21 protein-coding genes are annotated in these 20,600 nt (G+C 56.9%); 17 read left to right on the forward strand and 4 right to left on the reverse strand.

All coding sequences use genetic code 11. The annotated features are described in order from the left end of the window. Window positions 1–2 precede the first annotated feature (2 nt). Both ACRZ96_RS11605 and ACRZ96_RS11610 read right to left on the reverse strand, forming a co-directional pair. Window positions 3–926, reverse strand: coding sequence for an MBL fold metallo-hydrolase (locus ACRZ96_RS11605; RefSeq protein ID WP_480814611.1), 924 nt, complete (start codon window positions 924–926; stop codon window positions 3–5). Window positions 927–1,059: 133 nt separating this feature from the next. Then, window positions 1,060–1,725 carry a TetR/AcrR family transcriptional regulator gene (locus ACRZ96_RS11610; protein WP_480814612.1) on the reverse strand — a complete coding sequence of 222 codons (666 nt, stop codon included), beginning with the start codon at window positions 1,723–1,725 and terminating at the stop codon, window positions 1,060–1,062. A 154-nt stretch (window positions 1,726–1,879) separates the two neighbouring features. Here ACRZ96_RS11610 and ACRZ96_RS11615 point away from each other — a divergent pair, with 154 nt between their 5' ends. From ACRZ96_RS11615 to ACRZ96_RS11630, 4 genes are all read left to right on the forward strand, one after another. Further along, complete coding sequence (locus ACRZ96_RS11615; protein WP_480814613.1) at window positions 1,880–2,764, forward strand: shikimate dehydrogenase; 885 nt, start codon at window positions 1,880–1,882, stop codon at window positions 2,762–2,764. Between the two features lie 170 nt (window positions 2,765–2,934). After that, a complete protein-coding gene (locus tag ACRZ96_RS11620) occupies window positions 2,935–4,308 on the forward strand; it encodes an aminotransferase (protein WP_480814677.1) in 1,374 nt (457 codons plus the stop codon). A gap of 10 nt (window positions 4,309–4,318) precedes the next feature. Continuing rightward, a complete protein-coding gene (locus ACRZ96_RS11625) occupies window positions 4,319–5,503 on the forward strand; it encodes a M24 family metallopeptidase (RefSeq protein ID WP_480814614.1) in 1,185 nt (394 codons plus the stop codon). Window positions 5,504–5,506: 3 nt separating this feature from the next. Continuing rightward, complete coding sequence (locus ACRZ96_RS11630; protein WP_480814615.1) at window positions 5,507–5,677, forward strand: hypothetical protein; 171 nt, start codon at window positions 5,507–5,509, stop codon at window positions 5,675–5,677. Between the two features lie 31 nt (window positions 5,678–5,708). On the opposite strand, the gene ACRZ96_RS11635 is transcribed toward ACRZ96_RS11630, so the two are convergent. Both ACRZ96_RS11635 and ACRZ96_RS11640 read right to left on the reverse strand, forming a co-directional pair. Next, window positions 5,709–6,713: a sterol desaturase family protein gene (locus tag ACRZ96_RS11635; protein ID WP_480814616.1), complete on the reverse strand. Its 1,005-nt coding sequence runs from the start codon at window positions 6,711–6,713 to the stop codon at window positions 5,709–5,711. Window positions 6,714–6,723: 10 nt separating this feature from the next. After that, window positions 6,724–7,752, reverse strand: a complete 1,029-nt coding sequence (locus ACRZ96_RS11640) for a substrate-binding domain-containing protein (protein WP_480814617.1) — start codon at window positions 7,750–7,752, stop codon at window positions 6,724–6,726. A gap of 171 nt (window positions 7,753–7,923) precedes the next feature. On the opposite strand from ACRZ96_RS11640, the gene ACRZ96_RS11645 reads away from it, so the two are divergent. The 13 genes from ACRZ96_RS11645 to ACRZ96_RS11705 all read left to right on the forward strand — a co-directional run bounded on the left by ACRZ96_RS11645 (window position 7,924) and on the right by ACRZ96_RS11705 (window position 20,590). After that, entirely contained in the window at window positions 7,924–8,955 is a 1,032-nt protein-coding gene (locus tag ACRZ96_RS11645; protein WP_480814618.1) for a sterol desaturase family protein, read from the forward strand. 96 nt (window positions 8,956–9,051) lie between these two features. Then, the gene (locus tag ACRZ96_RS11650) at window positions 9,052–10,026 is read left to right on the forward strand and encodes a substrate-binding domain-containing protein (RefSeq protein ID WP_480814619.1); all 975 of its coding nucleotides are present in this window, start codon (window positions 9,052–9,054) and stop codon (window positions 10,024–10,026) included. Window positions 10,027–10,178: 152 nt separating this feature from the next. Then, the gene (locus ACRZ96_RS11655; protein WP_480814620.1) at window positions 10,179–11,123 is read left to right on the forward strand and encodes an ABC transporter permease; all 945 of its coding nucleotides are present in this window, start codon (window positions 10,179–10,181) and stop codon (window positions 11,121–11,123) included. Window positions 11,124–11,133: 10 nt separating this feature from the next. Beyond that, the gene (locus tag ACRZ96_RS11660; RefSeq protein ID WP_480814621.1) at window positions 11,134–12,180 is read left to right on the forward strand and encodes an ABC transporter permease; all 1,047 of its coding nucleotides are present in this window, start codon (window positions 11,134–11,136) and stop codon (window positions 12,178–12,180) included. Between the two features lie 47 nt (window positions 12,181–12,227). Further along, the gene (locus tag ACRZ96_RS11665; RefSeq protein ID WP_480814622.1) at window positions 12,228–13,181 is read left to right on the forward strand and encodes a substrate-binding domain-containing protein; all 954 of its coding nucleotides are present in this window, start codon (window positions 12,228–12,230) and stop codon (window positions 13,179–13,181) included. An 82-nt stretch (window positions 13,182–13,263) separates the two neighbouring features. Next, entirely contained in the window at window positions 13,264–14,340 is a 1,077-nt protein-coding gene (locus ACRZ96_RS11670; RefSeq protein WP_480814623.1) for an ABC transporter permease, read from the forward strand. Window positions 14,341–14,351: 11 nt separating this feature from the next. Further along, window positions 14,352–15,176, forward strand: coding sequence for an ATP-binding cassette domain-containing protein (locus ACRZ96_RS11675; RefSeq protein WP_480814624.1), 825 nt, complete (start codon window positions 14,352–14,354; stop codon window positions 15,174–15,176). 88 nt (window positions 15,177–15,264) lie between these two features. Further along, window positions 15,265–16,269: a Gfo/Idh/MocA family oxidoreductase gene (locus tag ACRZ96_RS11680; RefSeq protein ID WP_480814625.1), complete on the forward strand. Its 1,005-nt coding sequence runs from the start codon at window positions 15,265–15,267 to the stop codon at window positions 16,267–16,269. Continuing rightward, on the forward strand, window positions 16,266–17,225 hold the full coding sequence (locus tag ACRZ96_RS11685; RefSeq protein ID WP_480814626.1) for a sugar phosphate isomerase/epimerase family protein: 960 nt from the start codon (window positions 16,266–16,268) through the stop codon (window positions 17,223–17,225). Before ACRZ96_RS11680 ends, ACRZ96_RS11685 begins: the two co-directional genes overlap by 4 nt. A 3-nt stretch (window positions 17,226–17,228) precedes the next feature. Continuing rightward, window positions 17,229–18,290 (forward strand): fatty acid desaturase, encoded by a 1,062-nt coding sequence (locus ACRZ96_RS11690; protein WP_480814627.1) that lies wholly within the window; start codon window positions 17,229–17,231, stop codon window positions 18,288–18,290. Between the two features lie 20 nt (window positions 18,291–18,310). Then, window positions 18,311–18,622 (forward strand): MocE family 2Fe-2S type ferredoxin, encoded by a 312-nt coding sequence (locus ACRZ96_RS11695; protein ID WP_480814628.1) that lies wholly within the window; start codon window positions 18,311–18,313, stop codon window positions 18,620–18,622. Between the two features lie 3 nt (window positions 18,623–18,625). Then, window positions 18,626–19,399, forward strand: a complete 774-nt coding sequence (locus tag ACRZ96_RS11700) for a TIM barrel protein (protein WP_480814629.1) — start codon at window positions 18,626–18,628, stop codon at window positions 19,397–19,399. 3 nt (window positions 19,400–19,402) lie between these two features. After that, window positions 19,403–20,590: an NAD(P)/FAD-dependent oxidoreductase gene (locus ACRZ96_RS11705; RefSeq protein ID WP_480814630.1), complete on the forward strand. Its 1,188-nt coding sequence runs from the start codon at window positions 19,403–19,405 to the stop codon at window positions 20,588–20,590. Window positions 20,591–20,600 lie beyond the last annotated feature (10 nt).

The following is a 20,600-nucleotide window of genomic DNA, read 5'->3' on the forward strand; positions in this document are numbered from 1 at the left end:
CATTATGGTTCTCCAATGAACTTATAAGCAGAGCCAGTCTTCTCGACCCGGCCGATCCCACCATTTGGCAGGTGGAACCCAATCATTTTCATTTGCTCGTGGGAAATCTGATCCAGCAGTGAGTTCCGAGCTGCTGCGGCCGCCTGTGGATCCTGATCCGTGCCGCTGTGCCAGTCGGGGCGTTCAAAAGCTACGTGTGGATTTCCCAACGCGTCGCCGACAACCATCACGGATTCACCACCGCTGCGAATTTCAAACGCCATGTGGCCGGGCGTGTGTCCAAAGGTTGCGCGTGCTGCAACACCGGGAAGAATCTCTTGTCCGTCGTCAAAAAACGCGACCTGATCCTCAATTGCCGCCATACGCCGCTTCGCGCCTACAGCGAACGCAGCGCGATCTTCTCCAATGGTATCCACCGTTGAGGGGTTCCACCAATAATCCCACTCATCGCGGCCAAAGTGATGCGTGGCGTTGGGGAAAAGAAGGTCATCGAAATCATCCAAAACGCCCCAGATGTGATCCGGGTGCGCATGGGTGAAGATCACGTGTGAAATGTCTTCGGGCGACAGGTTGATAGTTTCAAGAGATTCCAGAAGCTTGCCAGATGTTGACATGAAATCGGGTCCAGCTCCCACATCGAACAGCACCGTGTTTTGATCATCTCGATAAAGTGCCACATTGCACTCTGGCTCGTACTTGTTCGCGTCCACCTTGTAGCGGTCCAGAAGCTGCCTGAGTTCTTCCTTCGGCATGGCGCCGAAGACCATTTCCGGAGGCAATGACAGGTACCCGTCTGAAATGGTCGCAATCCGAGCCGAAGAACCGAGTTGTAGTTCTGCCCAAGCGGTTTTGGACTTTACACCAAGTGCCGCGAGACACGCGGCGTTGTGCAAGAAAGCACGTCGAGAAAATACATCTCCACCCATTCACAATCAATAAAATGAATTCTTTAATTTGTAAATGAAGAAAGATAGGCAGTGGGTGTAAATTTGCTTTCGAAAGGGTCTTAGCGTGTCTTAGTATTTTGATGCCATCGGCTTTCAGGTTTCTGATGGCTATTCATTTTGGATCTCCTTCTATGCGTTGAACGAAACCAGCAATCATCTGCACTACATGATTGCGAAGAGTATCTTGTGCATCGGACGCAAAGATTGCGTCACCATAGAGCTCTGCAAAAGTTGCCCGGTTCGATACGTTGAAAGCGCTTAGTGCCGAGATTTGCCAGTGCAGCTCGGTTGCATCAAGATCCTGCCGGAAGAGGCCCATAGCTTGACCACGGGTGATGATATCCGCCAAGTTCCGGATCGCGGGGCCGTTCATCTCGCGAATGATGGACGACGTTTTCAAATAAGCGGCATTGTGGATGTTTTCGATCATCACTAAGCGAATAAAATCGGGATTTCGCCGGTGATGATCGAAAGAAAAGGCAACTAGGCGGGCGAGTGCTTCTTTGGGCGACAGCCCATCTAGGCTCAACGCGCTTTCACCTTCGCGCACATCCGCATAGGCCTTTTCAAGGCAGGCTTTGTACAAACCTTCCTTGTCGCCAAAATAGTAATAGATCATTCGTTTCGAGGTCTTGGTGCGGGCCGTAATTTCTTCAATTCGGGAACCGAACAAGCCTTTTTGGGCAAACTCCTTCGTGGCGACGCGTAGGATGTTGCGGCGTACTCCATCAGGGTCACGTTTGCCTTTAGATGATTGTTTTTCACCATCTTTTGGCAAACCTATCATCCTCGCCCTTAATGCTCTCTTGGGTTATTTTACGAGCACATAGTTTTAACTGTCCAGTACAAAGCTGTTGACAGGTGCGCGCACAAAAGAGATCGTACAGAGAATTTGTACCAAACGGTACATAGATGTATGTGGAGGAGTGGCTATGACAGTCAACCGCACTTTGGCGAGCGGTCACATTGTAGCAGCGCCTGTGCAAGTTGGCCTGATCGGCCATGGCATCTATTCGTCCCGAACACCACGCATGCACATCGAAGAAGGAGCGGCGCACGGGCTGGACTTCCGCTATTCACTTGTTGACACCTCGGAATCATCGGACACCATCGACACGTTGCTTGACCGGGCCGAGGCGGAGGGTTTTCGGGGTGTGAACGTCACCCATCCGTTCAAACAAGCCGCGCTGCCTTTTCTGGATGTCCTGTCGGACACGGCGCAGGCCGTTGGCGCTGTGAACACTGTTGTTTTTGAAAATGGCCGCCGCATGGGACACAACACGGATTTCTGGGGGTTTTCCCTAGCTTTCCAGGAGACTCTGTCAGACACAGACCACAAGGACGTGTTGTTGCTTGGCGCTGGTGGCGCGGGAGGGGCGGTTGCCCACGCCCTGCTGAAAAACAATGTCGAGACGCTTTGGATATACGACGTGAATATAGATGCGGCCCATGCTCTGGCTGCGAATATTGGCGATGGCCGGGCGCGGGTTGCCAACACAGCGGAACAGGCGCTTGCGGTAGCGCAAGGTGCCGTGAACGCCAGCCCCATGGGCATGGTATCCCACCCGGGCACGCCTTTTGACCTGAATGCCCTGTGCACCGATCACTGGGTGGCAGATGTCGTCTATTTCCCGCTGGATACCGACCTGTTAACCGGCGCTCGTGCGCGTGGCTGCCGGACCATGTCCGGCGCGGGCATGGCCGTGTTCCAGGCGGTGTGCGCGTTCGAGCTGTTCACCGGCATCAAACCCGATCCGACACGGATGAAGGCAACCTTTTACGCTTTATCGTCACCACGCTGTAATTTTCATTGCTGAAACCAGTACCAATATGCATCTATTGGGGCGCCCAGACAATAAAGGCATAGCGCGCTGCTGTCGGGGTGAGCTGAGCCCGTCTGCTTAGGCGAACTCATTCAGTTTAATGCGTGCACTCAGCTCTTTTCATGACAACCGGCGGCGCGCCGCCCGAACCTGAAGGGCACTCGATGCTTCACAACGATCAACTTGAACACTGGGATCGCGAAAACTTCTTCCACCCATCAACGCATCTGGCCGAGTTTGCGCGAGGAAACGTCCCCCATCGTGTCATCACTGGCGGTACGGGTTGCCATATCGAAGACCGTGACGGAAACCGCCTGCTGGATGCTTTTGCCGGTCTTTACTGTGTGAATGTGGGCTATGGCCGCCCCGAGATCGCCGAAGCCATCGCAAATCAGGCGCGTGAGCTGGCCTATTATCATTCCTATGTCGGGCACGGGACCGAGGCGTCGATCACCCTGTCCAAGATGATCCTCGACCGGGCGCCGGGCCATATGTCGAAGGTCTATTTCGGTCTGTCCGGATCGGATGCAAATGAGACCAACATCAAGCTGATCTGGTACTACAACAACATCCTTGGCCGGCCAAAGAAAAAGAAGATCATCTCGCGCTGGCGGGGATATCACGGGTCCGGGCTGATGACGGGATCGCTGACTGGGCTTGAGCTGTTTCACAACCAGTTTGATCTGCCCCTGACGCAAGTGATCCACACCGAGGCCCCCGATTATTTCCGCCGCCCTGACCCGACCCAAAGCGAGTCCGCATTCGTGGCCCATTGCGTGGCTGAACTTGAAACGCTGATCGAACGCGAAGGGGCCGACACCATCGCCGCATTTATCGGCGAACCGGTGCTGGGCACAGGGGGGATCGTGCCACCCCCTACTGGCTATTGGGACGCGATCCAGGTGGTGCTTGAGAAACATGACATTCTGCTGGTTGCAGACGAAGTTGTCACCGGATTTGGTCGCTTGGGGACGATGTTCGGGTCGGAGCATTATGGCCTTCGCCCGGACCTGATCACCATTGCCAAGGGCCTGACGTCAGCTTATGCGCCGCTGTCGGGGACCATTGTCTCGGACAAAATGTGGAAGGTTCTGGAACAGGGGACGGATGAAAATGGTCCCATTGGTCACGGCTGGACTTACTCGGCTCACCCCATCGGCGCAGCTGCAGGGGTCGCGAACCTAATGCTTATTGACGATCTGGATCTGGTCACGAATGCAGGTTCGGTCGGAGCCTATCTGAAAGCGGCCCTGCAGGACGCGCTGGGACAGCACGCCCATGTCGGCGAAGTGCGCGGCGAGGGGATGCTCTGCGCGGTCGAGTTCGTGGCCGACAAGGACAGTCGCAGCTTCTTTGATGCCCATGACAAAATTGGTCTGCAGGTCGCGGCCCAACTGCTGGAACAAGACAACATCATCGCCCGTGCCATGCCGCAAGGCGATATCTTGGGATTTGCCCCGCCGTTCTGCCTGACAAAAGAGGAAGCAGATCAGATCGTGGCCGCCACCGCGCGGACTGTTCACGCGGTATTGGGCTAAGGAGACATCAATGACACACAGCAACGCACCCTTCACCCAAGCAGAATACGACCGCCGAATCGCCCTTACCCGCTCTGCAATGGCGAAGGCTGGACTGGACGTGATCTTTGTCACCGACCCGTCGAACCAAGCCTGGCTGACTGGCTACGACGGCTGGTCCTTCTATGTTCATCAGGGCGTGATCCTGACCATGGAGGGCGAGCCGATTTGGTGGGGACGCTACATGGACATGATGGGCGGGCGCCGAACCTGTTGGATGGATCACAAAAACATCCTTGGCTATGGCGATCAGTTCGTTCAGTCGACGGTGATGCATCCGATGCAGGACCTCGCCGCGCATCTCAAGGCACGCGGGCTCAGCAAGGTCCGTATCGGCGTCGAGATGGAGAATTACTATTACTCTGCCAAGGCCCATGCGGTTCTGACCGAAGAAATGCCTGAGGCCACGCTTGTGGACGCGACGGCCTTGACCAACTGGCAACGGCTGGTCAAATCAAAAGACGAAATCGCCTTTATTCGCAAGGCGGCAAGTATTTCCGACAAGGTGATCCAGACCGCGATTGACCGCGCAGCACCGGGCGTGCGCAAGAACGATCTTGTAGCCGATATCATGCATGCAGGCATCACCGGGGTCGGCGACGATTGGGGGGATTACCCGGCTATCGTCCCTCTGACCCCGTCGGGCCTGGATGCCACCGCCGCTCACCTGACATGGAACGGCGAACCGATGCGCGAAGGCGAAGCGACCTTTTTCGAACTGTCGGGCTGTTATCGCCGCTATCACGCGCCACTCTGCCGGACTATATTCCTTGGCCAGCCCTCGGACGAGATGTTGCGCGCGGAACAAGCCCAATTGGATGGCATCGACGCCGGGTTGAACGCGGCGCGTGCGGGCAATCGCACGTGTGACATCGCCAATGCCTTCATGGATGTACTTGCCAAACACGGGATCGAACGGTCGGGCCGCATAGGCTATCCCATCGGTCTCAGCTATCCGCCGGATTGGGGGGAACGTACCGCCTCGATCCGGACCGAGGATGAAACGATTCTTGAACCCGGAATGGTCTTCCACTTTATGCCTGCGCTCTGGATGGACAGCTGGGGGCTTGAGACAACCGAGACCATTTTGATCCGCGAAAACGGCGCGGCCGAGCCAATGTGCAGCATCGATCGCAAGCTTTTTGTGAAAGGCTAACTTATGCTGGACGAGGCCAAGCGTATCCTGAAAGACCTGATCGCCTTTTCGACGGTCTCGGCGGACAGCAATTTAGAGATGATCGGCTATATGGTGGAACACCTTGATGCCTGCAAAGCGATAGCTTCGATGAACGCCAGAACTTACGACAGATCCATTGCTGGTGCGCTTTGACGCGGTTCGCTAGTATGGAGTTTTCTTACTCCTACGATTGGTTCTTTGCGGCTTGGATCATCTTCCTGAGACGCTCTTTCATGCGTCTGTCGCCTTCAGGTGTGCCATCATGCCACGTCCCCATCCACTTATCGAACGGCAGGGCGCCGTCGGCATAATTCACTTCGAAATACTTGTGGTGCAGGTAATGCGCGTAGGCGTGGGTATTCATCGCCGCGTCGTCACCAAGCTCGATCTTGTCAAACCCGATATGCCCGATCACCGCCCCCGTGCCGCTGATCTGGAGATGGTAAAGGATCAAGAGCGGGTGGGATGGAAAAATCAGATGGATGAGTGTTCCGGACCAATACAGCAGGTGCTCGACGGGGTGCATTGAAAGCGAAGACCACGGGCTTGGGTTGACTGAGTTGTGGTGAACCGAGTGGACCCATTTGTAGAGGAACGGCGTGTGGATCAGACGATGGATGGCGTAAAAATGTGCCTCGTGCAAAAGGGGAAGGAGGAGGGTAAACGCTGCCAGCCAGATTGGCTCTGCGCCCCAGGTCAACCATGGGCCGATATTGTTTGCCCAGGCCCAAAGCAGGATCACCTCATATGCAGTCCAAATGGGCAGGCCGCTCAGAAAGGTCCGAAGCGCGTTGTCGATGTTTTGAGAGCGAAACCAGAACACATCTGTTGGGTGGTCGGCCGGAAATCTCGCATTGTATTTGAAGTGATTGCCCTGTCTGCGCCTGAAGTAAAGGCGTAGTTCAAGTGCGCCGTAGACCATCAAGATCAATGCGGCATTTCGCAGAAAGAGAAAACCAATCCAACCCGGCTCGAAGGTCTGTAGTGTTTCGCGGCTCGGGGTGAGCCAAACCCAGAAGACCGAGGCCAGCGCAAAGAACACAGCATTCCAGGGTAAGAAGTATCCCGGTATCCACCTTAGAACCCGCGTAAAACTCCACGGCGTGTCGAGAAGCGGGCCGACTTGAAGGGGAGCATCCGGCCTCCAGTTTCCCCGTTTGTCTCGTGTTCCACAGTCCTGATCGTCCATGGTCTGCACCTCACACGTTCTCGGAGGTGTATATCTCAAAGCCAAGCGCCACGCGCTGTGCACCTGCGTCGGCCCCGGCTTTCTTGGCCTTGACGAGCGTGCTGATCGTTTCACGGGCGAAGGTTTCCATCGGGTGCGAAATGACCATGGAAAGCGTGCCGTCGATCAGGGCCGTGCGTGTTTCGTCGAACAGTTCATAGCCGACCGCGACGAAATCTTTGCGTTTCGGCGTTTCTCGCAGGGCAGCCAGAGCCCCGGTGATGCCCCCGCCTGAGATCAATAGGCCGCAAAGGTCAGGGTGCTCTTTAAGCAGCGTTTCGACCAGTTCGCGGGCCGCCGCGGCGGATTCGTATGTGGCCAATGGCTCCAGCGGAGTAAACTGAGCGTTGTGTTCGCGGAAATACGAGCGGAAACCGCTCTCGTTCATTTCCTGGTTTCGATACCGAAAGTTACCCAGAAGAATGCCAATCTTGCCGGGATCGCGGACGATCTTGTCGAAGGCCCATGCGGCAGTACGCCCAACCTTCCAGTTGTCCAGACCGACAAAGCTGACATTGCCTTGGGCGGAAAGGGGTGCGATGAGGCTGGCGACGGGGACACCTTTTGCCATAACGGCGTCGATGGCGTCGGCGACAAGGGGGTGCTGCGCGGCAACAAGTGCAATCGCCTCGCATGTCTCGCCCAAAGCGACAAGGTGCTCAGCGACGCGTTCGGGAGAGAGATCATCAAGATAGTCGAGGGACAGTTCGACGGTCTCATCAGTCCAACGATCGGCTTCGACAAGCATCGCTTTGCCCAGGTTCCGGTAGAATCGCCGCCCCTTCTGTTGCAACAGGATACCCAGCTTGTGTTTCTGCCGTCCGGTCTGGACGGCATGTTTGATTGTTCCAAGCCCGTAAAAACCGATTTCTTCCGCTGCACCCATCACGCGTTCACGTGTTGGTTGCCGCACCGATTCTGGTTGGTTCAACACACGATTCACCGTTGAGACGGAAACACCGGCGGCACTGGCAAGATCCGGGATGGTCGGGCGTTTCACTGCAATCTCCATTTCATTTCATCTCATTTTTTGCCTCATGTGATACTAAATGAGACGAAAAAGCAGATACATTTTGGGTAAACTTGACTGGATACACCTCAACCTGTCAAGAAAAAGCGCACCAAAAATGCTTCTTTTGAAGCGGTACTGCGACCAAGGGGGGAGGGCGACATGGACGATCTACAGTTCGGAACACGTGACAAGCGCGGGAACTGGAGTCCAAATAACGCGTTGCAGATTGCGCCCTTCTGGGAAGGCAAATGGAGCCAGATGAAACACTTCGTTGTGGAGTACTTCTGGCCCTGGAACACTTTTCACATGGTCGTCACGCTGGCTTATTGGTTCTTGCTGATCCAACCGAACCTCGAGGCATTCAAGAGTTTCTCTCTGAGCTGGACTCTGCTCCTCTACGCGATCAACGCTGGAGGAATTTTTGTGATGTATGGCTCAATCGAGCTGTTTTATTACGTCAAACGCAAGCAAGGTACACGCTTTAAATACAACGCAAAGTTCCCAGCAGAGAATCCGTCTGACGTGTTCTGGTTCAAGTCTCAGAACCTCGACAACTTTTTGCGCAGCTTCTTCATCTCAATCCCAATCTGGACAGTGATACAGGTGTTCTTCCTGTGGTGCTTCACCAACGGTATACACGCATTCGGCTGGTTGAACTGGCAAGACAGCTGGGTGTGGCTTGTGGTGCTGACCCTGCTGGCTCCTGCGATCCACGAGGTTCACTTCTTCTGCGGTCACTGGGTGATCCATCAAGGCGTGCTCTACAAATGGATCCACTCGGTTCATCACAACTCGATCAACCCAAGCCCGTGGTCTTCGATGTCCATGCACCCGGTTGAATCTACCTTCTTCTTTTCGGAAATTCTGTGGCATCTGCTGATCCCGTCCAACCCCATCGTTGCGTTGTTTCAACTCAACAGCACGGCATATGGCGCAGTGAACGGACACATTGGCTTTGAAAAACTGGAAATGGGTGGCGAAGCCGCGCTCGATAGCCATGCCTACGCCCATTACCTCCATCACAAGTACTTCGAAGTGAACTACGGCGGAGAGGGCTTGGTCCCGCTCGATAAGTGGTTCGGCACTTGGCACGATGGCTCCAAGGAATCCGACGAGCGGATGAAAGAACGGTTCCGCAAGAAAAAGGAACGGATGAAAGCCAAGCAGGCAAAGACAACGACGACCGAGTGAATGCGTGCCTGAGTTTGCGGAGGAGGCAAACCCAGATGGCAGACCCGGGCAGATGATAACCGCCGTATTTTCGGCACCGAAGGGGAGGAGACCCAAATGAAACTGACCAAAGTCCTTGCAGTTACAGCCGCTGTTGCCATGAGCGCGACCTTCGCGGTAGCACAAGAGAGTGGGCCGAACATCTTCGTCGTAGGCGGCAAGCCTGACGATCCGTTCTGGTCGCGCGTCAAGCTCGGTGCCGAGCACGCGGGCAAGGTCGCCGAGATGCACGGTGGTTCCGTCACCTGGCTTGGTCCGCAAAACTACGACAACCTCGGCCCGGATGCTGCAGAATTGATCCGTCAGGCGATTGACCAGGGCGCCGATGCCGTGGTTGGCCCGAATTGGGTGCCGGAAGCGATGGACCCCGCCTTTCAGGCTGTTGTTGACGCCGGCATTCCGCTGGTCATTTACAACGCCGGTGGCATCGAGGCGGCAGATCGTTTGGGCGCGATGAACTACGTTGGCGCGGTCGACTACAAATCGGGCGAAGCAGCTGGCATCTATCTGGCCGAAGCGGGCCAGACGAATGGCGCCTGTGTGAACACGTTGCCGGGCGCGGCCAATATCGAAGCCTTCTGCAACGGTTTCAATGATGGCATGGCCTCTGCCGGCGGTTCTGGTTCTGTCCTGCAATTGCCCGCAACTGCGTTTGGCGACAGCACCGCAGTGGCACAGGCCGTGCGTGCACACCTGCTGCAGAACCCCGACATCAACGCTCTGTTCGCCATCGGCGATCAGGACACCAACGCTGCAATCAGCGGTATTCAGCAGGCTGGCAAAGCGGGTCAGGTCCAGATTTGTGGTATGAACTTCAACGACTCGATCCTTGCCAACATCAAAGAGGGCACCCAGGCCTGCGCGATTGACCAGCAAGGTTACCAGCAAGGCTTCTTTGCGACGTCGATCCTGATCAATCACGTTCAGTACGGCACAACGATTCCGACCCGTGAAATCCTTACCGGACCGGGTATCGTCGATGCCAGCAACGTCGATCTGGTGATCGCGGGCGTTGAAGCCGGCGCACGCTGATCCTCCCCGAGTGGTCGCCCAGTCAAGGCCGGGCGGCCATTCATGTTTCCCTGAATTTCAATCGCGGATCCAAACAGATGACTTCTCAGACACAAACCAGAGCAGCGCGTTTTTCGCTTGGCGCCCTTGCCCGGCGCCCGGAGACAGGATCGTTGATCGGTTTCGTGGTCGTGTTCGTCTTTTTCGCATCCCTTGGCGGTTCGGTTTTTATGGGTGCCGCCGGCTGGTCAAGCTGGCTCAACATCGCCGCCGAGGTTGGGATCATCGCCTTACCTGTCGGGCTGTTGATGATTGCGGGCGAGTTCGACATCTCCGTCGGTTCAGTCGTTCCGGCATCATCCATGATGACCGCGATGCTGGCCGGCCACTACGACCTGCCCGCGATGGTTGCCATCTGCGGTGGCCTCGGCGTCGGGCTGCTGATCGGTTTCATTAACGGCATCCTGGTCACGCGTACAACCATTCCGTCGCTGATCGTGACTATTGGGGTCATGTTCGCGGTGATGGGTCTGACGCTCGGCTTTGCCGTCCTGATCAAAGGGTCGACGAGTGTATCTTATGTGCCCGCGCCGTTGGCCAAAGCGTTGCTCGGCCAGTTCATCAATTTCATGTTTAGCGTGACGATCTTCTGGTGGCTGGGATTCGCTGCAGTGTTCTTTTACTTGCTGCACATCTCACCCATCGGGAATTGGATATTCGCCGTTGGAGGCGACCGCGAAAGTGCCCGCAATGCCGGCATCCCTACGAGCCGTGTCACAATCGGCCTCTTCATGGCTTCAGGTTTTTGCGCCGCTTTCGTAGGCGTGGCACAGGTCATGACTTATCAGCAGGCGCAGGTCGCAGGCGGTCAGGCATTCATCTTCAATTCGATCATGTGCGTTGTGATCGGAGGAGTTCTGTTGACGGGTGGGGCTGGGTCTATCATCGGCATTCTTCTCGGCACGATGACTTTTGCGGTCGTCAATCAGGGCGTCTTCTTTGCGTCGCTCGATCCCAACGTTGGTTCAATTATCGTTGGAGCGCTGCTGTTGGCTGCGGTCTTGTCCAACGACACTTTCCGGGCGCTCGCATTGAGCGCCGCGGCAAAGAAACCGTGAGGGCAGAGACATGAGCTACGCTTCGAATCTTCTTCGCCGCCCTGCCGCCGCATCCGTCTTGAGTCTGATCGCGGTGCTTGCGTTCTATGTCACCATTGGTGGCGTTGAATTTGGTAAATTGATGGGGGCGGCAAGTTGGGTCAACTATGCTGCCCGCATCGGTATTGTCGCTTTGCCGGTCGGCCTTTTGATGATCTCGGGCGAGATAGACATCTCTATCGGTGCCATGATCCCTGCGGGGGCCATGACGACGGCGATCATTTCGGGCCATTACGAGTTGCCGATCATCTTCGGCATTCTCGGTGCGCTTTCGGTCGGTGTGATCATCGGAACCATCAACGGCGTACTAGCAGTACGCACAAATGTTCCAACTTTGATCATCACGTTGGCGACGCTGGTGGGCATGCAAGGTGTGGTGCTTGCCGGTTCAAAGCTGCTTACGGGTAGTGCGTCGGTGCCTCTGACCGCTCCCGACTGGGCCAAAACGATTTTTGGACAGCTTATGTTTGGCGGTTCGCACCAGGTCATCATTATCTGGTGGGTGATCTTTGCAGTTATCTTCTGGTTCATCCTGCACCAAAGCCGCTTCGGAAACTGGGTCTACGCCATTGGCGGCGACCGAGAGAGCGCGCGCAATGCAGGTATACCGGTGGACCGGATGACCATCCTGCTCTTCATCGGCACGGCAACATCGGCGTCATTCGTCGGAATGTGCCACGCAATGCTGTTTAATTCGGCTCAAGTGTCGGGGGGCATGAACGACATTTTCAACATCATTGTCAGTGTCGTTGTCGGTGGTGTGCTTTTGACAGGGGGCTTCGGTTCCGTCCCCGGAATATTCGTCGGCACGCTGACTTTTGCCATCGTCAATAAGGGCATCGATTTCACAACGATCGACCGGAATTGGTCGAACCTGATCATCGGGGTGATGCTGCTGGTGGCCGTCGCGATGAACGAAAGCTTCCGCAAACTCGCTTTAAGTGCTGTGACCGGCAAAGGCGGGAAATCCAAACAGAATGCGCCCCAAGGGGCAGCAACCGGGCAAGGTGCCCAATGACTTGTCGAACCGCCAGCGGGGCGGGCCATAAAAGGGAGGAAACCGACATGAACTTCACCAAGACCATTGCAACAGCCGTGACCGCGTCTGTGATGGCGACCGGCGCGTTCGCGCAGGATATCGCCGTGATTGCGGGCTCGATCGAGGATGGCTTTTTTAACTTGATCAAGAAGGGCGTGGACGATGCCACGCTGATGGTCGAAGCTAATGGCGGCACCGTGAACTATCTCCGTGTGCCGAATTACGACAACTTCGGTCCCGACCTCGTGACGCTTATCAATCAGGCGGTCGCTCAGGGTGTCGACGGAATTGCGATCCCGGTCTGGGTACCAGAAGCACAGGTTCCCGCCTTACAGGCCGCCCGCGAGCAGGGCATCGTGATCATGCAGTATAATGCTGGTCAGGGCGTCAAGGATGACCTCGCTGCAGTCAACTACTTCGGGTCCGACGAATACGCGGCCGGTTTTGGTGGCGGCAAGTACATGGCAGAAAATGGCGCTACGCATATTCTTTGTCACATCCAGGTGCCAGGTGCGGTAAACCTTGAGACCCGCTGCGAAGGCGTAACCGACGGCGCGGCTGAGGCCGGTGCCAAAGTGACAACGCTACGTGTTCCGGCAAACCTTGATGGTGATGTTACGGGTACCGCTGAGGCAATCAAAGCTGAGCTGATCGGTGACCAATCTATCGATGCCGTAATGAACCTGGCTGCTTGGGCGTCAGACGCCTCGGCAAACGCGGTGGCCCAGATCGGCGGCAGTCAGATGATCGGAACGTTCGATATGAATCCTGCCGTTCTTGAACGCATCCAGGCTGGCACCCAAACCATGGCGATCGACCAGCAACCCTATCTGCAGGGCTTCCTGGCCACATCGATGCTCTTTGCCCACCTGAAGTTCGGTACTGAAATCTCGACCGACCCGGTTCTGACAGGCCCTGCGATCGTGGATGCATCGAATGTCGAAACCGCGCTGGCGGGCGTGGCACTCGGCGCGCGCTGATTGAAACAAGGTCTCGGCCCACCTGGGGTTGGCCGAGACCATGCACCGAGTTTTGGGCCGAAGAAACGCAAAGGCGAACAAAATGACAGAAGTAACGCAAAACCAGGCGGAGCCGTCAGAGCGGAAACTATCCGACCTTCTCAGTGTCTTTCGCCGTCCCGAAGTCGGGGCTTTCGCAGGCCTGCTCATCATCTTCGTGTTCTTCAGCTATTTTGGTTGGGACCGGAACTTTCTCAGCCCGCTCGGCGCCGCCAGCTGGCTCAACTTTGCGTCGACGGTTGGTATAATTGCGATCCCGGTGGGATTCTTGATGATCTCGGGAGAACTGGACATCTCTGTGGGTGCCATGGTGCCTGCCTCAAAAATTGTACTTGCGATTGCTGTCGGCTTTTACGGTCTGAATATTTGGCTCGGCATCTTGATCACACTTGGTGTGGCCGGGACAATAGGCTGGATCAACGGAATTCTGGTCACCCGCACCAATGTACCGTCTCTGATCGTGACCCTTGCGACGCTCTTCGCTGTCGCGGGGCTGACTTTATTTGGATCGATTCTGCTTACAGACACCACACAGCTCGGACTGCCCGACACAACGACAGACACTCTTTCCGAGTTCGTGTTCGGCACTTATCACACCTTCCGTATCGGCGAGACAGCGATCTGGCAGGGCCTGCAGAGCTCGGTCTTTATATGGTTCGGGATGATCGCAGCGTGCTACTATTTCTTGCATGTCAGTCCCTGGGGGAACTGGGTTTTCGCACTGGGCGGAGACCAGGAGAGCGCACGCAATGCGGGCATTCCAATCAACCGTTTGAAAATAGGGCTCTTCATGCTGACGGCAATGTCAGCCGCACTTGTGGGCATGTCTGAGACAATTTTGTCGAACTCGGCAAGTACAACGACGCAGTTCACGATGATATTCAACACGATTATCGCCGTCGTTGTTGGTGGCGTGTTGCTGACCGGTGGGTTCGGCAACGTGCTGGGCATTGCTTTTGGCACAGCTACGTTAGCCATTGTCCAGCAGGGTATCAACTTCACAACTTTTGATCGCAATCTTTCAAGCTTGATCATCGGTGTCATGCTGCTGATCGCTGTTCTGATGAACGACACCTTCCGCAACCTGGCGACCAGTGCGTCGACCTCTAAGAAAAAATAAGGAACCAAAGAATGTCTGACAAAACACCCGTTCTGGAAATGAGAAACGTCGACAAGAGCTTTGGGCCCATCGACGTTCTACACGAAATCAGCCTCAAGGTGAATGAGGGCGAAGTCCTTTGCCTTCTCGGCGACAATGGCGCGGGCAAGTCCACGCTGATTAAGACGTTGTCTGGTGTGCATCAGCCGACCCGCGGTGAATTGCGCATGGACGGCAAACCGGTCAGTTTTGCTAATCCGCGCGAGGCTCAAGGAATGGGCATCGCGACGGTGCACCAGTTCGGCGGTACCTATCCGCTGATGTCCATAGGCCGGAACTTCTTTGCTGGGGTTGAGCCCACCAAGGGTTTTGGTCCCTTCAAGGTATTCGACCGTGCCAAAGCCAACCGGATCGCGGTTGAAGAAGTGCAGAAGATGGGCATTACACGGATTACCGATGGTGACCGTCTTGTTGGGGGCCTCTCGGGCGGCGAACGCCAGTCTTTGGCCATTGCCCGCGCGGTGTACTTCGGGGCGCGCGTTCTGATTCTTGATGAGCCAACGGCGGCCCTTGGTGTGAAGCAAGCCGCTCACGTGCTGCGGATCGTGAACGAGGCCAAGCGGCGCGGACTGGCGGTGATTTTCATCACGCACCAGGTCATGCACGCGATGGCCGTGGGCGATCACTTCGCGGTTCTGATCCGCGGTGCCATCGCGGCGGACTTCCGCAAAGGCGACAAAACCCGCGAGGAAATCGCCGACCTGATGGCCGGAGGTGAGTCCATGGCCGATCTCGAGGCGAACATCGAAGGCTACATGGAGACCCACGACGGACATCCCCCCGCGCCTGCACATTGAATATCCAACGGACGTTCACGCGTCCGGTTGCAGAACAACCAAACTGACGGGCGGAATCGTAACTGACCCGAGATCTGTGGAGACTGACGTGACAACGAGAATTGCTGTAATCGGCGCGGGGCTAATGGGGGCCGATCATGCCGGGATCGTGGCCCAGGACATGCCCCGCGCGACGCTTCAGCTGGTGTGCGACATGGATGCGGACCGCGCGCGCGTTGTCGCCGATGCGAACGGGGCCGTAGATATCGCCACTGATCCCGAAGCGGTCGTCTCGCGTAATGACGTGGACGCCGTGATTGTCGCCTCTCCCGATTTTACCCATGCACCGTTGTCGAAAGCGTGCATCGCCGCAGGCAAGCGAGTTTTGTGTGAAAAGCCGCTATCGCAGAACCTGGCCGAATGCCTTGACGTCATGCAGGCCGAAGAGGCGACCGGCGCACGCCACGTCATGCTGGGTTTCATGCGGCGCTACGATCAATCCTACGTCGAGATGCGCGCGGCGCTGCAAGACGGCACGCTTGGCCGCGCGTTGATGATGCACAATTTCCACCGCAACGTGGAAACGCCTGCCGCCGATTTCACCGGTGCCATGGCGATCACCAACTCGGCGCCCCACGAGTTCGACGTGGTCCGCCATGTGCTCGGCACCGAATACGCCAGCATCACCGCTCACCAGCCCAGGCGTTCTGACGACCGTGTCGCCCCCGTGGTGATGGTGCTCGAGACGACCGATGGCCAGCTTGTCACCATCGAGATCAACAACAATGCGGCCTATGGCTATGACGTGCGGGCCGAGCTTGTTGGCGAGGTGGGGAGCGTGGCGATGAATAATGTCGCCTACACGCGCACAGACATGAAACTCAGCAACGCCACCCGCTATGACGCCGATTGGCGTACACGCTATCGCGAGGCCTATGTGCGCCAGAACCGCGATTTTCTGAGCTTTGTTGAAACCGGGGTCTTTCCCGAAATCGGGTCGGATTGCTGGGACGGGTATTGCGCTGCTGCCGTTGCCGAGATGGGGGTGAAGGCACTGGAAACAGGCACCAAACAGGCGGTTGAGATGATCGCGAAACCGGAGTTCTACAAGTGAAACTAGGCTTTGTAACCGACAGCCTCGGGGCGATGACGTTCACCGACATGATGGATCACGCCGAGCGTATGGGTGTCTCTGGTGTCGAGGTGAACACCTGCGGCTGGTCCACCGCGCCGCATTGCAAGATGGACGATTTGCTTGGCAAGTCTGACGCACAGAAGGCCTTCAAAGCCGAGTTTGACCGGCGCGGCCTTGAGATCATCAGCTTCAATGCCAACGGCAACCCGTTGCATCCAACGGACTCTAGGCAGCGTGAGGACTTGAAAAAGACCATCCGCCTTGCCGGAGAAATGGGTGTGAAAACCGTCTGCACCATGTCGGGCCTGCCGGCAGGGTCGGCCAAAGACACCATGCCAAACTGGGTCGTGTCGTCCTGGCCGCCGGAGACACAGGAGATCCTACGCTACCAGTGGGACGAGAAGTTGATCCCGTTCTGGACCGAGATAACAGCGCTCGCCAAGGAAAATGGTGTCGAGAAAATCGCGCTCGAACTTCACGGTAACCAATGCGTCTACAACGTTCCGTCCCTGAGACGACTGCGAGAGGTGGTAGGGCCTGTGATCGGAGCAAATCTCGACCCCTCGCACCTTTTCTGGATGGGGGCTGATCCGCTCATCGCCGCCGAAGCCTTGGGCGAAGCGGTCTACCACGTCCACGCCAAGGACACTTTCCTGAACGCGCCGGTTCAGGCCACGACGAGCTTGCTAGAAAACGGCTCACTCATGGACATACCGGCACGCAGTTGGTCCTATATCACGCTGGGTTTTGGACATGGAGAAGAGTGGTGGCGGCAGTTCTGCTACCGACTGAAAATGGCCGGCTATGACGGCTGGCTTTCCATCGAGCACGAGGATGTTCTGCTCAACTCGCTCGAAGGTCTGGAGAAATCCGTCGCTCTTTTGCAGAATGTCATGCCTTCGGCTCCTGCTGATTTCAAACCGCAGGAGATCTGACCCGTGCCTCGTGACTACAGCCTTTTGGGAGATGACGCCAAGCGCGCTGTGACCGATGGCCTGGTCACGGAGGATTGGTACCGGACGCCGCTTGACCGCAGGACGATAAAGGCACTGATGAAGCGCGCTGATCAGCCAGCGATCAGAGATACAATCATCCTCTTCGGCTCCATGATCTTATCTGCGAGCATTGCCATCGCCCTTATGCCGTCCTGGTGGTCGGTGCCGTTCTGGTTGGTTTATGGAGTTCTCTACGGGTCGGCGATGGATAGCCGCTGGCATGAATGCGGGCACGGCACCGCCTTCAAGACGCGCTGGATGAACAAGCTCGTTTATCAGATCGCCAGCTTTTGCATGATCCGCGATCCTTTTTGCTGGAAGTTCAGCCACGCGCGGCACCACTCGGACACGATCATCGTGGGCCGCGATCCCGAGATCGCGATCATGCGCCCGGTTGTCGCGCTGAAGATGGTCGCGAACCTGTTCGGCATCATTGACATGATTGACGGGATCAAACGGATGCTCGCCCATGCGTCAGGGAAGATCCTTGCGGACGAGGCCGATTACGTGGAACCGGTGTTCTATTCGAAGACCATTTTGACCGCGCGCATCTGGCTTGTGATCTACGCAGCCGCCATCGCCACAGCGCTGATTTTCCAAAGCTGGATTCCAGTACTTCTAGTCGGGTTGCCGCGGCTCTTCGGCGCTTGGCACATGGTGATCTGTGGCTGGCTTCAGCATGGCGGGTTGGCGGACAACGTTCTGGATCACCGGCTGAATTGCCGGACCGTCTATATGAACCCGGTGAGTCGGTTCCTCTACTGGAACATGAATTATCACGTGGAACACCACATGTTCCCGTTGGTTCCGTATTTCCGGCTTCCAGACCTGCACCAAGCTTGCAAGTTCGACTTCCCGGCACCCAACACTTCGTTCTTCGACGGCTATTCCGAAATGCTTCCGGTGCTCTGGCTTCAGCGGACCGATCCCGATTTTCACATTCGGCGCACATTGCCCGAAACCGCAAACTCTTATCACGACGGGCCGCGTGCCCAAGCCGCTTGAGACTAGAAGGAGACAAACCGATGGCTGAATGGGTAGATGCCTGCGCCGCAGACGAAATCGATGAAGAAGATGTGATCCGCTTTGATCATGGATCCCGCACCTTCATCATCGTGCGGGACCACGAGGACAATTACTACTGCACCGACGGGCTGTGCACGCACGAGGAAATTCACCTCAGCGACGGCCTCGTTGTCGAGGCCACGATCGAATGCCCCAAGCATTCGTCGATTTTCGACTGCGCCACAGGCGAGGTCGAAACCCCTCCGGCCTGCGAAAACCTGCACACCTATCCCACCAAGGTCGAAGGTGGTCGGGTTTTCGTGGAGATCTGATTCATGCCGTTCCAACTCGCCGCCTGCGCGGAAATGCTCTGGCAGGACAAACCCATTCACTGGCGCGCAGCAAGGCTGAACGAAATGGGCTTCGGTGTGGGGCTCTGGAATTGGCCGAGCTGGGATCTGGGCGCATTGGAAAAGACCGGCGCGACATTTACCATCATGAACGGTTACCTTGAAGGGCGCCTGGCCGATGCGGATGGGGCCGACATGTTGCTCGCCTCCGCGCGCGAGACAGCGCAAGTCGGCAAGCGGCTGGGTGTGCGCCTGTTGAACCTTCACGGCACGGCGTTGGGGGATCAGGGGATTCCTGTCCCAAAAATGTCTCATGTGGCGCCGGGTATGTGGCTGCGCGCCCGTGATACCCTGCATCGCATCTGCGACATGGCTGAGGAAGAGGGCGTGATCTTCACTCTGGAAAACCTCAACCTGCGCGAACATCCCGGCTGTCCTTTCAATTCGACAGCGGATGTGCTGAGCCTCGTGGCCGCTGTCGACCGACCGCAGTTGCGCATTAATCTGGATCTTTACCACACCCAGATCGGCGAGGGCGATGTGATCCGCCACGCCAAGGCCTGCCTTCCGTGGATCGGAGAGATACAGGTCGCCGACAACCCGGGCCGGTTTGAACCCGGCACAGGTGAGATGAACTGGTCGATGATCGCGTGCGCTTTGGCGGAAATGGGCTACGACGGTCCGGTCGGCATGGAAGCTTATGCAAAAAATAATCCCGAAGACGCGCTGGCCGCGTTCCGGGCGGCGTTCAAGGTGTAGGGTATGGACAAGATCGTCATCATTGGGGCAGGAGAATGTGGCGTCCGCGCCGCCTTTGCGCTGCGTGAACAGGGATTTGCGGGCAGCGTAACGCTGATAGGCGATGAACCGTCTCTGCCCTATGAACGCCCGCCTCTCTCCAAAGGTGTGAATGGGGCATTGAAGCCGATCCGGCCTTGCGCGGCCTATGGCGGTGCGGAGATTGACCTTCATAGAAGCGCCCGCGTGGATCGGATCGATCCTGCAGCACAAAATGTCTCCCTGAAGTCGGGCGAGAGCCTGTCCTATGACGCGCTCCTGATTGCAACCGGGTCCCGAGCCCGGCTGTTCCCGACGATGGAAAGCTGCCTGACGCTGCGAACTGATGCGGACGCCGATGTGATTTTCCAGAGCGTCAAGCCAGGTTCGACACTGGGGATCATAGGTGGCGGGTTCATCGGGCTGGAATTGGCCGCGGTGGCCCGCGGCCTGGGCGCGGAAGTGACCGTTTTCGAGGCAGGCGAGCGTTTGCTGGCCCGTGCCGTACCTGCCGAAATCGCCGGCATGGCCGCCGCTCGGCATCAGGCCGAAGGTGTGACGATCCGCACAGGTGTTAATGTGGCGGCAGCGACTGGCACGACGGTTTCCCTGTCGGACGGGGAGAGCCTAACTTTTGATCAGGTTGTTGCGGGGGTAGGCTCTGTGCCGAACACCGAACTGGCCGAGGCCGCCGGGCTAGACGTCGAAAACGGCATCCGGGTTGACGAAAATTTCAGAACCTCTGACCCGCATATCTTTGCTGCAGGCGATTGCTGCAACTTTGTCTGGCAGGGCGCGCAGGTGCGGTTGGAAAGCTGGAAAGCAGCACAAGACCAAGGTGCCTTTGCTGCGAGCGCGATGTTGAGCAACGGGGGCAGCTATACAAGCGTGCCGTGGTTCTGGTCGGATCAGTTCGATCTCACCATGCAGGTTGCAGGGCTGTTCGATCCTGCGCTTACCGTGAAAGAGAGGCCGTCCGAAGAAGGTCAGTGCATCGTATTCCAATGCAACGCAGAGGGGCAATTGCTGGCCGCGGCGGGCATTGGACCGGGCAATAGCATCGCCAAGGACATTCGGATTTTCGAGAAACTCATCGAGCGGGGCGCACCGCTTGATCCCGGCCTGCTGGCCGATCCGTCACAAAACATCAAACGGCTGCTTCGGGCGGCCTGAACGATCTAGC

This window comes from Ruegeria sp. CF1, assembly GCF_056537445.1.

Coding starts and splice junctions, on each gene's coding strand:
- ACRZ96_RS11675 (WP_480814624.1), top strand. CDS start 14,352: ATGTCTGACAAAACACCCGTTCTGGAAATGAGAAACGTCGACAAGAGC.
- ACRZ96_RS11605 (WP_480814611.1), bottom strand. CDS start 926: ATGGGTGGAGATGTATTTTCTCGACGTGCTTTCTTGCACAACGCCGCG.
- ACRZ96_RS11625 (WP_480814614.1), top strand. CDS start 4,319: ATGACACACAGCAACGCACCCTTCACCCAAGCAGAATACGACCGCCGA.
- ACRZ96_RS11705 (WP_480814630.1), top strand. CDS start 19,403: ATGGACAAGATCGTCATCATTGGGGCAGGAGAATGTGGCGTCCGCGCC.
- ACRZ96_RS11660 (WP_480814621.1), top strand. CDS start 11,134: ATGAGCTACGCTTCGAATCTTCTTCGCCGCCCTGCCGCCGCATCCGTC.
- ACRZ96_RS11635 (WP_480814616.1), bottom strand. CDS start 6,713: ATGGACGATCAGGACTGTGGAACACGAGACAAACGGGGAAACTGGAGG.
- ACRZ96_RS11650 (WP_480814619.1), top strand. CDS start 9,052: ATGAAACTGACCAAAGTCCTTGCAGTTACAGCCGCTGTTGCCATGAGC.
- ACRZ96_RS11615 (WP_480814613.1), top strand. CDS start 1,880: ATGACAGTCAACCGCACTTTGGCGAGCGGTCACATTGTAGCAGCGCCT.
- ACRZ96_RS11620 (WP_480814677.1), top strand. CDS start 2,935: ATGCTTCACAACGATCAACTTGAACACTGGGATCGCGAAAACTTCTTC.
- ACRZ96_RS11665 (WP_480814622.1), top strand. CDS start 12,228: ATGAACTTCACCAAGACCATTGCAACAGCCGTGACCGCGTCTGTGATG.
- ACRZ96_RS11645 (WP_480814618.1), top strand. CDS start 7,924: ATGGACGATCTACAGTTCGGAACACGTGACAAGCGCGGGAACTGGAGT.
- ACRZ96_RS11695 (WP_480814628.1), top strand. CDS start 18,311: ATGGCTGAATGGGTAGATGCCTGCGCCGCAGACGAAATCGATGAAGAA.
- ACRZ96_RS11630 (WP_480814615.1), top strand. CDS start 5,507: ATGCTGGACGAGGCCAAGCGTATCCTGAAAGACCTGATCGCCTTTTCG.
- ACRZ96_RS11670 (WP_480814623.1), top strand. CDS start 13,264: ATGACAGAAGTAACGCAAAACCAGGCGGAGCCGTCAGAGCGGAAACTA.
- ACRZ96_RS11700 (WP_480814629.1), top strand. CDS start 18,626: ATGCCGTTCCAACTCGCCGCCTGCGCGGAAATGCTCTGGCAGGACAAA.